This window comes from Mesorhizobium sp. LSJC280B00 (assembly GCF_000502835.1).
Classification (GTDB): domain Bacteria; phylum Pseudomonadota; class Alphaproteobacteria; order Rhizobiales; family Rhizobiaceae; genus Mesorhizobium.
Genome location: NZ_AYVL01000003.1, coordinates 1 through 15,176 on the forward strand (window position 1 = coordinate 1; position 15,176 = coordinate 15,176).

General features: G+C 63.1%; 12 protein-coding genes. 7 read left to right on the forward strand and 5 right to left on the reverse strand.

Features of this window, described 5'->3' with window-relative positions:
* A partial coding sequence (locus tag X773_RS44680; protein ID WP_023674831.1) for a kinesin occupies window positions 1-5,897 on the reverse strand: 5,897 nt, incomplete at its 3' end.
* A gap of 285 nt (window positions 5,898-6,182) precedes the next feature.
* Between X773_RS44680 and X773_RS44685 the strand changes: the two genes are divergently transcribed.
* The 3 genes from X773_RS44685 to X773_RS44695 all read left to right on the forward strand — a co-directional run bounded on the left by X773_RS44685 (window position 6,183) and on the right by X773_RS44695 (window position 8,080).
* Window positions 6,183-6,551, forward strand: a complete 369-nt coding sequence (locus tag X773_RS44685; RefSeq protein WP_023674832.1) for an Hpt domain-containing protein — start codon at window positions 6,183-6,185, stop codon at window positions 6,549-6,551.
* A 97-nt stretch (window positions 6,552-6,648) separates the two neighbouring features.
* Window positions 6,649-6,969 carry a 2Fe-2S iron-sulfur cluster-binding protein gene (locus X773_RS44690; RefSeq protein WP_023674833.1) on the forward strand — a complete coding sequence of 107 codons (321 nt, stop codon included), beginning with the start codon at window positions 6,649-6,651 and terminating at the stop codon, window positions 6,967-6,969.
* Window positions 6,970-7,051: 82 nt separating this feature from the next.
* Entirely contained in the window at window positions 7,052-8,080 is a 1,029-nt protein-coding gene (locus X773_RS44695) for an NAD(P)/FAD-dependent oxidoreductase (RefSeq protein ID WP_023674834.1), read from the forward strand.
* 27 nt (window positions 8,081-8,107) lie between these two features.
* Here X773_RS44695 and X773_RS44700 read toward each other — a convergent pair whose 3' ends face one another.
* Both X773_RS44700 and X773_RS44705 read right to left on the reverse strand, forming a co-directional pair.
* The gene (locus X773_RS44700) at window positions 8,108-9,589 is read right to left on the reverse strand and encodes an MDR family MFS transporter (protein ID WP_023674835.1); all 1,482 of its coding nucleotides are present in this window, start codon (window positions 9,587-9,589) and stop codon (window positions 8,108-8,110) included.
* A 201-nt stretch (window positions 9,590-9,790) separates the two neighbouring features.
* On the reverse strand, window positions 9,791-10,408 hold the full coding sequence (locus X773_RS44705) for a DUF922 domain-containing protein (RefSeq protein WP_023674836.1): 618 nt from the start codon (window positions 10,406-10,408) through the stop codon (window positions 9,791-9,793).
* A gap of 96 nt (window positions 10,409-10,504) precedes the next feature.
* Here X773_RS44705 and folP point away from each other — a divergent pair, with 96 nt between their 5' ends.
* Genes folP through folK form a run of 3 tightly spaced genes read left to right on the forward strand, consistent with a single transcriptional unit; the run spans window position 10,505 to window position 12,221 of the window.
* Window positions 10,505-11,350 carry a dihydropteroate synthase gene (gene folP / locus X773_RS44710; RefSeq protein WP_023674837.1) on the forward strand — a complete coding sequence of 282 codons (846 nt, stop codon included), beginning with the start codon at window positions 10,505-10,507 and terminating at the stop codon, window positions 11,348-11,350.
* A gap of 3 nt (window positions 11,351-11,353) precedes the next feature.
* Window positions 11,354-11,713 (forward strand): dihydroneopterin aldolase, encoded by a 360-nt coding sequence (folB, locus tag X773_RS44715; RefSeq protein WP_023674838.1) that lies wholly within the window; start codon window positions 11,354-11,356, stop codon window positions 11,711-11,713.
* Window positions 11,697-12,221 (forward strand): 2-amino-4-hydroxy-6-hydroxymethyldihydropteridine diphosphokinase, encoded by a 525-nt coding sequence (gene folK / locus X773_RS44720; RefSeq protein WP_023674839.1) that lies wholly within the window; start codon window positions 11,697-11,699, stop codon window positions 12,219-12,221. The genes folB and folK overlap by 17 nt, the downstream gene beginning before the upstream one ends.
* A gap of 24 nt (window positions 12,222-12,245) precedes the next feature.
* On the opposite strand, the gene X773_RS44725 is transcribed toward folK, so the two are convergent.
* Both X773_RS44725 and X773_RS44730 read right to left on the reverse strand, forming a co-directional pair.
* Window positions 12,246-12,794 carry a DUF924 family protein gene (locus tag X773_RS44725; RefSeq protein WP_084640962.1) on the reverse strand — a complete coding sequence of 183 codons (549 nt, stop codon included), beginning with the start codon at window positions 12,792-12,794 and terminating at the stop codon, window positions 12,246-12,248.
* A gap of 20 nt (window positions 12,795-12,814) precedes the next feature.
* Window positions 12,815-14,650, reverse strand: a complete 1,836-nt coding sequence (locus X773_RS44730) for a monovalent cation:proton antiporter-2 (CPA2) family protein (RefSeq protein WP_023674841.1) — start codon at window positions 14,648-14,650, stop codon at window positions 12,815-12,817.
* 229 nt (window positions 14,651-14,879) lie between these two features.
* Between X773_RS44730 and X773_RS44735 the strand changes: the two genes are divergently transcribed.
* Window positions 14,880-15,146: a hypothetical protein gene (locus X773_RS44735; RefSeq protein WP_023674842.1), complete on the forward strand. Its 267-nt coding sequence runs from the start codon at window positions 14,880-14,882 to the stop codon at window positions 15,144-15,146.
* Window positions 15,147-15,176: the final 30 nt, after the last annotated feature.

The window sequence follows — 15,176 nt, forward strand, 5'->3', positions numbered from 1 at the left end:
GCTTGGTCTGCGGGACGTTCGAGGTCGAGCGTGCCGCGCAGCGCCGTCTCGCCCGAAGGCGCCTGTGGTGCACGGCGCTGTTCTGGAGCCGGAGCCGGGCGACGTGGCGGTTCGGCGGGGCGTGCGGCAGGCGCTTGCGGCGTCGGACGCAGGTTGCGCTGTTCCGAACTGTCGGTGCTGCGGCCAGATTTGGCAACGATTTCAGAAAGTTCCTTCAGCGCGTTGATCTGCTCTGAAACGGCACGGCGGATAGCCGTGGTTGATTCCTTTGCCTCTTCCGGCATCTCGATGACGCCTTTCTTGAGCTCGGCGCGGGTGAGGTCGAGCTCGCTCTTGATCGAGCCGGCGGTACGCCGCATCTCCTCGGTCGCATCAGCAAAGCGCTTGGTGGCCGAATCGACCACTTCGGAAATCGCGGTACGGATCTTGTCGGCGGATTCCAGCGTCTTGCCTTCGGCGTTCTGCAGCGTCTGGCCGACCAGATTCTCGAACGAGCGCATGACCCTTTCGAGATCTTCCGATTTCTTGACAAGGCCGACCGCGAGGTCCTCCAGTGACGATTGCCTTTCGAGCGTGTGCTCGAGATTGCTCTGGGCCGAGCTCAACAGGTCCGAGGCACTGGAAAGCAACCGGCTGTGCTCGTCGAACTTGGTGGCGATAGAGGCAACCTCGCGCAAGGTCGAGGACGACAGCTCGGTGAGCCGCGTCGTGTTCGAATCGACCAGGCGCGCCGAGCTGGCGAAGGTCTGCGCGGTCTTTTCGGTGGTCGCTGCGAAGCTTTGCGTGCTGCCGGTCAGGCGTTCGTCGACCTGGCCGAGATTGGTCGCCGCCTGCTCGATCAACTGACCGAGCTGCGAGCTGGAGGTGGTCATGCGGCCGATGAGGTCGGCAACGCTGTCGGCAAGCGTCGAGCGCGCGCCTTCGACGGCCGACAGGGTTTCGGCCGTACGGCTGGCGAGGGCGTCGACGAGGGCGGCGTTTTGAGTGCGCAGCTTCTCGGTCGCACGTTCGGTGACCTCTTCCATGCTCTTTTGCAGCTCGGAGCCGCCCTGGGCGAAGCGCTCGACCAGAGGCCGTGCCGTCTCGTCCAGGATTTTCGATATTTCGGCCGAACGTGCCGCAAGCATCGTATTGAGCTCGCGAGTATTGGCACCGATGGTCTTTGCAGCGTCATTGGTGCTCTGGCCGATATGCTGGCCGACCGCGGTGAAGGTTTCGGCGATCGAGTTGGCGCGCGAGACCAACTGCGCCTCGGCATTCGAGACCTGTTCGTTGAGCTTTTGGCCCATTGTCTCGGCGGAGTAGGCGAGGCGGTTCTCGACGCTGGCGACCTGCTCCTCGACGCGGACCGCTGTGGCGGCGGCACTCGATGCCAGGCGTTCGTCGGCACCGGCAAGCAGTTGCTCGATTTCACGGGCATGGACGGCGAGTTCCTGGCCAGTCTGCCTGGCGCGTTCGGCAACCCGCTGCTCGGTGCTGGTGAAGGCACCGACAATGGTGTCGGCATGTTCGCCGATGGCGGTGCTGCTGTCGGCAATGCGGGACACCAGACGATGATCCGCCTCCTCGAAGATGCGGCCGATCTCGGACGCACGGGCCGAAAGTGCTTCGGAGCCTTCGGCAATGCGCGAAATAAGTTGCTGGTCGGCGGCATCGAAAATGCGACCGAGATCCGACGCGCGTGCCGCGAGCGCTTCGGCGGATTCGCCGATGCGCACGCCCAGCCGCTCGTCGGCCGTTTCGAAATTGCGCAGGATGTCGCCGGCACGTGCCGCCAGCGACTGGGCCGTTTCGATGGCGCGAGAGACCAGCCTGTGGTCCGCCGCGTCGAAGGTGCCGGCAATCTCACTTGCTCTGGCTGCCAGCTGATCGGCCGTTTCCTGGGCACGCGCGAGCAAGCTGTTCGACGTGTCGTCGACGCGGGCAATCAGTGCGCTCGACGTATCCTCGGCGCGGGCGGCGAGGCGACGATCCGCCTCTTCAAAGGTGCGGGCGATGTCCTCCGCCCTGGCGAGCAGGGCGGCCGAGGTCTGCTCGGCGCGCTCGGCGATCTTGCGGTCGGCATCGCTGAATGCCGCGCCCGCCTGCTCATGCAGCGCGCTGGTAACTTCCATGACCTTCTCGCGCAGCGCGCCGGCGACGAAGACCGCGCTTCTTTCGAGCACACTGCGCACGTTGTCGACACCCGTCGACAGCGCCCGCTCCATTGTGCTGGCGCGCTCTTCAATGATGCCTGTCTGCCGGCTGAACGCCTGCTCGATCTTTTCTACGTCCGCAGCGATCGCATCGGAGATGTCGGTGCTCCTGGCGGCGATCTGGTCGATATGGCCGGACAGCGAACGGTCGACATCCTTGCGCGTTTCGGCGAGCCTGGAGAGATCGTCCTGCAATGCGCGGGTCAGCATGTCGCGGCCCTCGCTCAGCTTGCCGACATGACCGGCGACAATCTCGTCGACTTCGCTGCGGCTCATTGCAAGCCTCTCCAGATCGGCTTCCAACGCGCGCCTGAGTATGTCGCGGCCTTCCGCCAGTTTCTCAACCTGGCCGGCAACCAGCCCATCGATGCTCGAGCGGCTTTCGGCCAGCTTGGCGAGATCGTCCTCGAGCGCCTTCGACAGGGTCGAGCGGTCCTGGACGAGCTTCTCTGCGTGGGTTGCGACAAGGCTGTTGACGTTGCCGAGATCGGCTTCCAGGGCACGCGAAAACTGCGCGCGATTATCGGTCAATAGCTGCGACTGATCGGCGATGGCGCCCCTGATCGTGCTGAGATCGGCCTCCAAGGCGCGCTTGAGGATGTCGCGGCCTTCGGCCAGTTTCTCGACCTGGCCGGAAACCAGTCCGTCGATGCTCGAGCGGCTTTCGGCCAGCTTGGCAAGATCGTCTTCCAGCGCGCGCTTGAGGATGTCGCGACCCTCGGCCAGCTTCTCGACCTGGCCTGCGACCAGCCCGTCGATGCTCGACCGGCTCTCTGCCAGCCTGGCAAGATCGTCCTCGAGCGCCTTCGAGAGGGCCGAACGGTCCTCGGCGAGCTTGTTCATATGTTCGGAGACGACGCCCCGCACGGTCTCGAGATCGGTCTCCAGTGCCCGCGACAGCTGACCGCGATCCTCGGCCAGCTTCTCGGATTGGCCGGCGATGACATCCTTGACAGTGCTCAGATCGGCTTCGAGCGCACGCTTGAGGATGTCGCGGCCCTCTGCCAGCTTTTCGACCTGGCCGGCAACCATCACGTCGATGCTCGAGCGGCTTTCGGCCAACTTGGCGAGATCGTCTTCGAGCGCCTTCGACAGCGTCGAGCGGTCTTCGGCGAGCTTGTTCATGTGATCGGAGACAACGCCCCGCACAGCCTGCAGGTCGCTCTCCAGTGCCCGCGACAACTGGCCACGGTCTTCCGCCAGCTTTTCGGACTGGCCGGCGATGACGCCCTTGATCGCGTTCAGGTCCGATTCCAGCGCGCGCTTGAGGATGTCGCGGCCTTCGGCCAGCTTCTCGACCTGGCCGGCAACCAGCCCATCGATGCTCGACCGGCTTTCGGCCAGCTTGGCAAGATCGTCTTCAAGCGTCTTCGAAAGCAGGCTGCGGTCATCGGCGAGCCTGCCAGAATGATCGGCGATCAGGCTCCTGATGTCGGACAGGTCGTTATCGAGTGACTGGGAAAGGCCGCTGCGGTCTTGCGCCAATTTCGCCGAATGCGCCTCGATGAGGCCATTGATGCCGGCGATGTCGGCTTCCAGCGCGCTGGCGAGTATGGCGCGACCCTCGGCGATCTTTTCGACCTGACCGGCGACGAGGCCGTCGATGCTGGCGCGACTCTCTGCCAGCTTGCCGAGGTCGGCCTCGAGCGCGCGCGAAAGGATGCTGCGGCCTTCGGCGAGCTTGCCGACGTGCCCGGCAACCATTTCATCAATTATCGTACGAGCTTGCACGAGTTTTCCGGAGTCTTCGTTCAAGGCCTGGGCAAGCCTGTTGCGACCCTCTTCAAGGCTTTCGAGATGGCTGCCCAGCGAAGCGTCGATCGCTGCGCGCGATTCGTTGACCTTGCGCAGATCCTCTTCAAGGGCGCGCGAGATCAGGCCGCGGCCTTCGGCTAGCTTCTGCACCTGGTTAGCCACCGCTGCGTCGATTTCGGCGCGACCTTCGGCGAACTTCGCCAGATCGGCCTGCATTGCCGCCGCCATCCGGTCGCGGCTTTCGGAAAGCTTGCGGCTGTGGTTCTCGACGGCTTCCTCGATGCCGGCGCGAGCATCGGCAAGCCGCTGGATGTCCGTATCGAACGAACGCGATACGACATGGCGCGCCGCTTCCATGCGCCCGGCGAAATCGCCGGCGCGGGCTTCAAGCATGGTCGAGGTCGATGAAATGATGTCGGCCATGTCGGCGCCGATCTGGGTCTTGCCCTGATCGATCATCGCCGACAGCGTCTCCTTGCTATCCTGGAAGGTGTGGGCGATTTCGCGCGCGCGCTCGACCAGCGTCTCGTTGATCTGGCGTGCGCGAGCCTCCAGCGCGGCGTTGAGCTTCTGCGTGCCGGTGTCGAGCGCCTCGGCGCGGGTTTGGAACTCGCTGATCAGCGCCTGGCCACGTTCAGCAAGCGTCCGCTCGATGCCGTTGAGGCTGGCTTCGAATTCCGAATTGAGTGTGCGGGCGGCACCGCCGAGCAGCGACACCATGCCGCTCGTGCGGTCGTCGAGCAGGTCGGTCAGTGACCGCGTCAGGCCATCGGTGGTGTCCGTCAGCTTGGCGATCCGGGTGTCGAGCAGGCTGGCGAAGGCCTCGCCCGACGTCGACAGCCGATCGGTGATCGATTCGAGCCGGCCTTCCACCGAATCGAAGATCGACAACGAGCTTCCGTTGATCCTGTCGATCAGCGTATCGCCGGATTCGTTGATCGTCATCGACAGCTTGGTCGAGGCGTTGAGAATGCTGTCGCGAATGATATCGCTGGCGGCGTTGATCTCGTCTTTCAGTGTCTCGTGGGCGCCGGTGATCGAGGCGCGCACGCGCTCGGCATGGGTGACGACCGCTTCGCGCTCGCTGCCCAGCCCGTCGACCAGCGAGCGGATGCGGGACTCGTTCTCTGAATAGGAGCGCTCGATCTGGTTCACCTCGCTGTGGACCAGCGTTTCGAGCTCGATGGCACGCGCAAGCGTGCGTTCGATGCCTTCGCCCATGGCTGCCACCTCGCGGCGAACCGCTTGGCCGATCATCATGACGCGATCCTGGGCAAGATTTTCCGGCTCGGCCAGACGGAAGGCCACCTCGGTCATCGACTGCGCGGCAAGGCGCATCTCCTGAGCGCGGCGAATCATCACTGCGAATGCCCAGAACAGGATGACGGGCACGATTGCCGCGACCGCTAGGCCGATCAGCTCCGGACGGGCGAAAAACTGATCGAAGGTGCGGATGTTCCAGATGCCAGGTCCGAACAACAGGTTCGCAAGGCCGCCAGCGCCGGCGATCCAGGCCAGCGAAACGAAAGCCACGACCCAGTAGATCGTGTTCGAGGCGCGCCGATTGAGGGTGTGCAGAAGCGTCTTATAGTCTTTTTGACGATCGTCGTTGGCCGGCGAGAAAGCTGCCGGCTGCGAGCCATTGCGCGTTGCGACAGGACGCAACTCAGCCGGCTTGGCCTTTGGCGCGGGATTTGCGATCTGGCTTTGATTGGCGGCAGGTGCCGCGTTCTGGGTCTGGTCCGGGGCAGGCGCTTCGTTCTGGCTGCGACCTTCGCGCGCCAGCTCGTCGGCGGCTTGCGATATTTGCGCTTCGAGATCTTCCATGGATGCAGCCATGTCGAAGTCGCCGCCGGCATCGCCGCTCAGATCGATATCAAGTGCCTTTTCAAGTTCCCTGGCTACGTCGCTGTCGAGCGTTCTTGTCGTCGTTGGTTTCTTCGCCATGCCTTCGCTACCCTGTACAAGCTGCCGCGGGACTTATGGTTCTGCTTATTGATTCTGCCTAGCGTGTCCCGCGCAGGAGGCTGAAAATGGACCTGTCGTATCGTAATGACACAGCCGGGTAAAGAAAACATGCATTCCGCCCGATACGTAAAACTTTAAATATAAGGTTAACACAGCCGTGATTCCGGCGCCGTTATCGCGACATTTTTCCGGGCCAATCATTAACCCGTTGTCCACCGGATACGCCTAGTTTTTGCGGCGGTCGAAGAACGGAGTCTCAAAGTGATACGTGGCGAAAACGGCATTACCTTCTCGATGCCCGGCGGCGACGTGTCGGGGACAGCCGGGGCGCGGCCGATCGACCTGGCGCATCTTGCGCGCCAGACGATGGGCGATCGGAGCCTCGAGCAGGAGGTGCTGGCTCTGTTCGTGCAGCAGGCGCTGTCGGTGCGCGACAAGATCGTCCATGCGGATGTCAGGCAGCGGCTGCTATTGGCACACGGGCTCAAAGGCTCGGCGCGCGGGGTCGGCGCCTTCGCCATTGCCGATTGCGCCAGCGCGATCGAATGCCGGCCCGAAGACGCCAGCACGCTGAAGCGGCTTGGCTCGCTGATCGAAGAAGTGCGCGACTTCGTCGCCGCCATCAGCCGATAGCGCTTATTCCCAAAACGCCACACAGCGGCGCTTTGGTGCCGCAGTTGACTTGTCCGGCAGAGTGATTATGTCGGCTCAGACTCCCTTCAGGTGACAAATGACCAAGCTGACCTTCATCGCCCATGACGGCACGCATTTTGACGTGGATGCCGAAAACGGCTCGACCGTCATGGAAAATGCGATCCGCAATGCGGTGCCGGGAATAGAAGCGGAATGCGGCGGCGCCTGCGCCTGCGCGACCTGCCATGTTTATGTCGACGAAGCCTGGACGGCGGAGGTCGGCGAGCCGGAAGCCATGGAAGAGGACATGCTGGATTTCGCCTACGAGGTCCAGCCGAACTCGCGGCTGTCATGCCAGATCAAGGTGCGCGACGCCCTCGACGGGCTGGTCGTGCGTGTGCCGGCCCGCCAGGGCTGAAGCCGATTTTTGCGGCTGCTGCTTGGCAGCGGACCAATGGTCATGCAGTGTCGCGCCGTTTTCCCATAAAGGCGCATGCTTCATGACCGCTATCACCAAGACGGACGTACTCATTGTCGGGGCAGGGCCTATCGGCCTGTTTGCCGTATTCGAGCTCGGCCTCTTCGACATGAAGTGCCATCTGATCGACATACTCGACCGGCCCGGCGGGCAATGCGCCGAACTCTACCCGGAAAAGCCGATCTACGACATTCCGGCTTGGCCCTCGATCTCGGCGCAAGGCCTGGTCGACAAGCTGCTTGAGCAGATCGCGCCGTTCAAGCCCGAATTCACCTATAGCCGCATGGTTTCGAGCCTGGAAAGGCTGGACGACGGCAGCTTCCGCGTCATTACCGACGAAAACGAGGTGTTCGAAGCCAAAATTGTGGTGATTGCCGCCGGCGGCGGTTCGTTCCAGCCGAAGCGGCCGCCGATTCCAGGCATCGAACCCTATGAAGGCAAGAGCGTGTTCTACTCGGTGCGCCGGATGGAGGACTTTCGCGGCCACGACCTCGTCATCGTCGGCGGCGGCGATTCGGCGCTCGACTGGACGCTGAACCTGCAGCCGGTCGCCAAGAGCGTGACGCTGGTGCACCGGCGGCCCGAATTCCGCGCAGCGCCCGACAGCGTCAACAAGATGTACGCCATGCAGGAGATGAAGCAGCTGGAATTCCAGGTTGGACAGGTGACTGGCCTGACCGGCAGCGACGGCCAGCTAGTCTCGGCCACGATCAAGGGGCCGGAGGGCGATGTCGAAGTGCCGTGCACGCGGATGCTGCCGTTCTTCGGCCTGACGATGAAGCTCGGCCCAATCGCCGAATGGGGCCTCAACCTCCACGAGAACCTGATCCCGGTCGACACCGAAAAATTCCAGACGTCGGTGCCCGGCATCTTCGCCGTCGGCGACATCAACTGGTACCCCGGCAAGCTGAAGCTGATCCTGTCGGGCTTCCACGAGGTCGCCTTGATGGCGCAAGCGGCCAAGCGCATCGTCAGCCCCGGCGAGCGCATCGTTTTTCAGTATACGACCTCGTCAACCAGTCTGCAGAAGAAGCTCGGCGTGGTCGACTAAACCTCGCCATATTTTCGTCGGGCCGGTCTACTCCGCCAGGGCTGGAGCCACAGCCTCGGCATGGCCGCGAAGCGTTTTCTCCGGCATCAGCCAGAGCGTGATGAGCGACAACAGCAAGATCGCGGCCGCGGCAAGAAAGATCATCACGAACGGCATGGCCGAGGCGATATGGCCAGCCGGCTGCGTGCCTTCGCTGGCCAGCGGCAGCCCGTAACCAAGGGCGACGGCACCGAGCATAGCGACGCCAAGCGCGCTGCCCAGCGAGCGCAGGAAGGTGAGAACGCCGGTCGCTACGCCAAGGTGCATGCGATCGACGGCGTTCTGGACCGAGACGGTGGCAACCGGAAAGGTCGTGCCTGTACCCAGGCCTACGCAGGTCGTCAACACCTCGACGAGCAAAAGTGAGGCATGCCCGGCGACCAGGCTGAGCACGCCGAGGCACAGGATCGAGAAAACAGTTCCGATCATGGCAATGCGCTTATAGTGGAAAAAGCGCGGGATCATTCGCGCGCTGAATGTCGCACCGGCCACCGTGCCGAGCATCAGCCCAAGCAACGCGGTGCCCGATTGACTGACCGACAGGCCGACGACCGATTGCAGGTAGACCGGCAGATAGACCGACAAGCCGACACTGGCGGCCTGCAGCAGGAACATCGACAATGTGCCGGCGAGAACGATCGGATTGCCGAGCACTTCGAGCGAGATCAGCGGTTCGGCCGCGCGCATGAGCCGCAGCGCGAACGCGCTCCAGAACACCGCCGAGCAGGCGAGCAGTCCAAGGATTTCAGGCGACAGCCACGGATACTCGCTGCCGCCCCAGTTCAAGGCAAGCAGCAGCAGCGAGGTGGCCGCGACCAGAAGCAGCGCGCCGAGGCCGTCGATGCGGTGATGTTTTGCGGCGATCGGCAGCTTCTTGAGCGGGTTGTTGATGATCGCCATGGCCAGCAGGCCGAGCGGAATGTTGATCCAGAAGATCAGCGACCAATGCAGATGTTCGGCGAAGGTGCCGCCGAGCAGCGGCCCGGCGATGCTGGCGACGGCCCATGTGCCCGAGATCCAGGCGGCGTATCGGGCCCGCTCGCGCGGCGGCACGAGGTCGCCGATCACGGTCTGCGTCAGGGCGAACAGGCCGCCGCCACCGGCGCCCTGGATCGCCCGGCCGACAACCAGGACCAGCATGTTAGGGGCCGTGGCGCTGACCAGCGAGCCGGCGAGAAAGATCAGGATTGCAGCATAGACGGTCGGCCGGCGACCATAAATATCGGAGATCTTGCCGTAGAGCGGCGCCACGGCGGTCGCGGTCAGAAGATAGCCGGTCACGATCCATGGCAGATATTCGGCATGCCCGAGCAGACGTGCCATCGTCGGCATCGCCGGCGCGACGATGGTCTGGTCGAGCGCCGCCAGCAGCATCGACAAAAGCACGCCGCCGATGATGGCGTTTTTCTCGGTTTCGGTCAGCGGCGCGCTGGTTTCCACCATCGTTTGCTTGTCGACAGCCTGGTCCATATCCGTTCATCCATTATGCCTGCGTGCACGTCCGCGACGGGCTGGGAAGCATCTAGTACGCCGATTGGCGTTTGCCGGAGGCTGATCCCTGCGAACCTGGCATATGTCGTTCGCTATAGGCCGATTTCGACAGCGGCTCGAAAGTTTTCCGAAGCTGGCACTATGTTTCGGCAAAATTGGCTTTGTCCGACGACGCGGAGTTCAGCCGGGAGCGAGTCGGCCGTTCTCAATGCGCTCGATGCGATAGTGCAAAAGCCGCAGGATGCGGCTTTGGAAATTGGCGCTTTCGACACGATCGAAGCGCATCTGGTCCTGGTCGTGTTTGGCAAGCATGGCCGCAGTGATTTTTGCGGCCTTGGCCTTTGCCAGTTCGCAGGTCTTTTCCGGGTAGCTCGCCTTCAAGGCGTCTTCTAGTTCGCGGCCGTGGTTCTTGGCAATCTCGACGTGGCGTTCCTCATGGCGCTTGATGTCGGCGGACAACGTATCCCAGAACAGCCTGACGCCGGCATCGGCTTTGCGCGGGCGGCGCCACTCAGGAAGGATGACCTTGACCTTGACGGTGACGACAGCGTCGGCAATCCAGCACGAGCCCGGCTTTTGCGCATAGCTGACGCGGGTGGTGAACGCCATCTGGGTAGCGCCTGGATGCCGCGACCCGGTGCTTTTCACCTGAGGCCCGAGTTTCGACAGCTGGGTCTCGATGTCGTCGAGCGTCCTGCCGCCGATCGGGAAATAACTATATGTCTTGACGAGAGTTGCAGCGCCGGCCGGGAATGCGGTCAGGGCGAGCATCAGGGCGCAAAGGAGGGATCGTTTCATCGTGTTGCCTCTTTGCCCACCTTGCTTTACCGCCGTCTCCGGCGCAACGGAATTGATCCCTGGCCACGCCGCGGGATCGAACATGGTTGATGGGCAATGATGACAGGGCGATGGCAGTTGGCGCACGGACGCCATCTCGACATTGGCGGCAAGGCCGTGGTCGTCGGCATCCTCAACATCACGCCGGACAGTTTTTCCGACGGCGGCCTGTTCGATGCGCCGGAAAAAGCAGTGGCCCAGGCGCGCCGCATGGTCGAGGAGGGGGCCTCCGTCATCGACATCGGCGGAGAATCGACACGTCCCGGGGCGTCTGCGGTCTCCGCAAAGGAAGAGCAGGCTCGCATATTGCCGGTCATCGAGGCGCTCGCGACGTCTGGCGGAACGCTGATCTCGGTCGATACCTATCGCGAGGATACGGCCCGGCTTGCCGTCCAAGCCGGCGCGCATATCGTCAATGACGTCTGGGGCCTACAGCGCGAACCGGGCATTGCCCGCGTCGCGGCCGAAACCGGCGCTGGCCTTGTCGTCATGCACACTGGACGGGACCGGCAGAAACTGCCCGACGTGATTGCCGATCAGCTCTTCTTCCTCAGGAAGTCGCTGGAAATCGCGCGGCGGAGCGGTGTTGCCGACGACCATATCGTGCTCGATCCGGGCTTCGGCTTTGCCAAGGAGACGGCAGCGGAAAATCTTGACCTGATGGCACGGTTTTCCGAGCTTCATGCGCTGGGTTTTCCACTGATGGCCGGCACATCGCGAAAGCGCTTTATCGGCACCGTCACCGGCCGCGACGCAGCCGCAAGAGGCGCCGGGACCGCGGCCACCAGCGTTATCCTGAGGCTCAAAGGCGCGCATCTCTTTCGCGTCCACGATGTCGCAATCAACGTGGATGCGCTGGCCATCGCCGATGCTATGCTGGCACGTGAGATCGGGGAACGCTGAGCCATGTATGTCATCCGCATGAAGAACTGCGCCTTCTTTGCCCGGCACGGTGTGCTGGACGAAGAAGAGACGCTCGGCCAGCGTTTTTATGTCGATGCGGCACTCACGGTGGATCCCGGGCGGGCGCTGGTCGAGGATTCCATCGAGGACACCGTCAATTACGGCATCGCCTTTGCGGTCATCGAGAAGATCATTACCGGCGAACGGCGCTTTCTGATCGAAGCGCTGGCGCTCGAAGTGGCGAGGGCGCTGACGGCGCGGTTTCCGCAGATCAAAAAGGCCGAGATCACCGTGCGCAAGCCGAACGCCCCGGTGCCGGGTGTGCTCGATCATGTCGAGGTGACCGTTGTCTGGCCAGAATAGTAACAACAACAACACCGTCTATCTCAGCCTTGGCGGCAATCTCGGTGATCCGGCGAAGTCGATGGCTGCGGCACTGGGCATTCTGGATGCCAACGAGAGAACGCGCGTCGTTACCGTTTCGTCGCTCTACCGCACGCCGCCCTGGGGCAAGCTCGATCAGCCGGATTTCCTCAACGCGGCGGCCGAAATCTCGACCGCGCTCGCGCCACGGGCTTTGCTCGACGTTTGCCTCGACGCCGAGCGAAAACTGAAGCGGGTGCGCGAGGAGCGCTGGGGTCCACGCCTGATCGATATCGACATTCTGGTGTTCGGCGACCGCATCATCCACGAGACCGGACTGGAGGTGCCGCATCCGCGCATGTTGGAGCGCGCCTTCGTGCTGGCGCCGCTGGCAGAAATTGCGCCGGAGCTTGTGGTCGACGGCAAGAGCGTATCGGAGCGGCTGGCCGCCGTCGACACATCGGGCATTGAACGGCTGCCGTCAGGCCGGGATTGGTGGAAAACCTGACGCTGCCGCCATCGGTGCCTGAAATCAGCCGGAGAACCCACCTCCGTCGAGGAACATTTGTTCGTCCGGTGTCGTCTCGCGGCCAAGCATCCTGTTTCGATGCGGAAAGCGGCCGAAGCGCTGGATGATGTCGCGATGCTCGATCGCATATTTCAGATAGATCGGGGCTTTGGCGGCGGTAAGCTCTGCCGATTTGAGCTGATCGGCGAGGTCCTCCGAATGCTCATAGGGCAGATAGAAAAAAACGCGGAGCTCTTCGTCGAGTGCCAGGTCATGGCCGGCAGCGATCGCTTTCCCGGCGAAATGCCGCGCCAGCGGGTCCGTGGCGTACATGTGGCCGGTGGCGCGAAAGCAGTTTCGCGGAAACTGGTCGAGCAGGATCATCAGTGCCAGCGACCCTTCGGCGTGTTCGGACCAGCCGTCGCATTCGCGGCGGGCGGCGGCAAAGTGCAGATCGAGAAACCGGGTGCGGAAGTCGGCATCAAAGGCGTCGTTCTTCTCGAACCACGCGTCCTCCCCGGCGTCGCGCCAGAATCTGGTGATGGAGACAGCGCGCTCGTCCAGTTCGTTCATCATTCGCGTCTTTCCAACGTTTAATCGGCCGGTTCGGATTTCTGCAGCACGCCGGCGGTCTCCTCGTTGAGCGCCTGGCCCACGCGCCGTGGCGTGCTGAGCGGCGTCGGGATGGGGGTGCCGATATTGCCTTTGAGGAAGCGCCGCCCGGCGCGGATGCCTTCTGCCTGTTGAAGTTCGAAACGGGCAGCATCGCGGCGGCGGACGTCCTCGACTACCTCGGCGACCTCTTCCGGATCGACGCCGAGAGCTTCCAGTGTCGAGCCGCCGAAGACAAGCGCCGATTCGAACGTCTCGCGGAGCTGATAGTCGACGCCGGCACGAATGAGCTGCAACGCCGTGCCGCGGTCGAAAGCCCGCGCCAGCACCGTCAGCAACGGAAACTCCGCCTTGATGAGCTCGGCGATGCGCACGGCGGAATCGGGCTTGTCAACGCAGATCAGCACGGCGCGTGCGCGCCCGGCTCCCGCGGCACGCAGGATGTCCAGCCGCGTGCCGTCGCCGTAATAGACCTTGAAGCCGAAATCGGCCGCTGCCTGGATCATCTCGACCTCATTGTCGATGATCGAGACGTCGATGCCGCGCAACAAAAGCGGCTGGCTGGCGATCTGGCCGAACCGGCCAAAGCCGATGATCAGCACGCTGCCGGTCAGGCCGTCGGCGACATCGACGCCTTCAAGCGACTGCTCGTCGCGTGGCGTCAGATACCGCAATGCTATGATCGCTAAGGGCGTCAGCACCATGGAAATGATGACGATGGCGGTCAGCATCGCATTGGCCTGGCTATCGATGATACCGACAGCCGCCGCTGCGGAATAGAGGACGAAGGCGAATTCGCCGCCTTGCGCCATGAAGACCGCGCGCTCGAGCGCTTCCCGGTGGCCGGTTTTGAGAATGCGGGCGACGATATAGATGCCGATCGCCTTCATCATCATGTAGGCGACGACATAGATGGCAATGAGCTGCCAGTTGACGACGACCACATGCAGGTCGAGCGACATGCCGACAGCGAGGAAGAACAGTCCGAGCAGAATGCCGCGGAACGGTTCGATGTCGGCCTCCAGCTGATGGCGGAAGGTCGATTCCGACAAAAGCACGCCGGCCAAGAAGGCGCCCATGGCCATCGACAGGCCGGAAAGCTGCATGGCGAGCGCCGACCCGAGCACGACCAGAAGGGCGGCTGCGGTCATCACCTCACGGGCGCGCGCATCCGCCAGGATACGGAAGAACGGATTGAGCAGATAGCGTCCTGCAAGCACCAGCCCGACGATCGCGGCAAGGCCGATGCCGACCTCCGTCAACCGATCCGACAGGCTCATATCGGCGCCGCCCGGCGCGAGGAAGGCGATCAGCGCCAGCAATGGCACGATGGCCAGATCTTCCAAAAGCAGGACCGAGACGATGCGCTGGCCCTTGGGCGTGGCCAGGTCGCCGCGTTCTTCCAGCAATTGCATGACGATTGCCGTCGAGGTGAGTACGAAACCGGCGCCGGCGACGAAGGATTGCGCGATCGGGAAACCTCCCGCAAGGCCGACGCCGGTCAGCAGGACCGCGCAGACGCCGACCTGCAGCGCGCCAAGCCCGAAAATCTCGCGGCGCAGGCCCCATAGCCGTGACGGCTGCATCTCCAGCCCGATGATGAACAGGAACATAACGACGCCGAGTTCGGCGACATGAAGAATGGCTTCCGATTCGGAAAAAATGCGCAGGCCGAATGGGCCGATCACGACGCCGGCCGCCAAATAGCCGAGGATGGAGCCAAGTCCCAAACGCCTGAAGATCGGCACCGCAACGACGCCGGCGGCAAGCAGCGCCACCACCTGGATCAGATCGCCGTTCGATGCCTCTGCCGCCATGCCTGCCGTTCCGCTCTCTTGCAACAAGCGGCCAAGATAGGGGCTACGGGGCGGATCGAACAGTGCGAATCCGGCGCGTTGTGAAGGCGATATTGCAGGCGCACTGAACAGGATAATGGGCTCCCGGGCGTTGCTTGTTCCAGCAATCCGGCGCTAAGGACGCCCGGCTTCGGCTAGTGAAGGGCGAGCGACGATCAAGTCGCGGCCCTTTTTTGAGGAGATGACTGACATGAAGACGTTTTTGCTGCTTGCCGTTGGCATCGCGGCACTTGCCGGTTCTGCCTGTTCGAAGGCGCCGGAGTGCACGACCGAGATGCTGACCAAGAAGGCCCAGGACATGACTGCGGCACTTCAGGCTGCGATTACCAAGGATCCGGCCAAGGCAGCCGACCTCGGGGCCAAGGTCCAGGCGGTCACAACCAAATATCAGGGCGGCACGACAGCGGCTGAGGCCTGCAAGGCCTATGACGAAGTGATTGCCGTGATCAAGGGCTGAGCGCCCATTTGCATGTTAAAGAAGGCGGCG

What these genes read in the sequence shown, in the direction of transcription:
- X773_RS44690 (WP_023674833.1), top strand. Translation starts at nt 6,649, where the DNA reads ATGACCAAGCTGACCTTCATCGCCCATGACGGCACGCATTTTGACGTG.
- X773_RS44695 (WP_023674834.1), top strand. Translation starts at nt 7,052, where the DNA reads ATGACCGCTATCACCAAGACGGACGTACTCATTGTCGGGGCAGGGCCT.
- X773_RS44700 (WP_023674835.1), bottom strand. Translation starts at nt 9,589, where the DNA reads ATGGACCAGGCTGTCGACAAGCAAACGATGGTGGAAACCAGCGCGCCG.
- X773_RS44705 (WP_023674836.1), bottom strand. Translation starts at nt 10,408, where the DNA reads ATGAAACGATCCCTCCTTTGCGCCCTGATGCTCGCCCTGACCGCATTC.
- folP (WP_023674837.1), top strand. Translation starts at nt 10,505, where the DNA reads ATGATGACAGGGCGATGGCAGTTGGCGCACGGACGCCATCTCGACATT.
- folB (WP_023674838.1), top strand. Translation starts at nt 11,354, where the DNA reads ATGTATGTCATCCGCATGAAGAACTGCGCCTTCTTTGCCCGGCACGGT.
- X773_RS44725 (WP_084640962.1), bottom strand. Translation starts at nt 12,794, where the DNA reads ATGAACGAACTGGACGAGCGCGCTGTCTCCATCACCAGATTCTGGCGC.
- X773_RS44730 (WP_023674841.1), bottom strand. Translation starts at nt 14,650, where the DNA reads ATGGCGGCAGAGGCATCGAACGGCGATCTGATCCAGGTGGTGGCGCTG.
- X773_RS44735 (WP_023674842.1), top strand. Translation starts at nt 14,880, where the DNA reads ATGAAGACGTTTTTGCTGCTTGCCGTTGGCATCGCGGCACTTGCCGGT.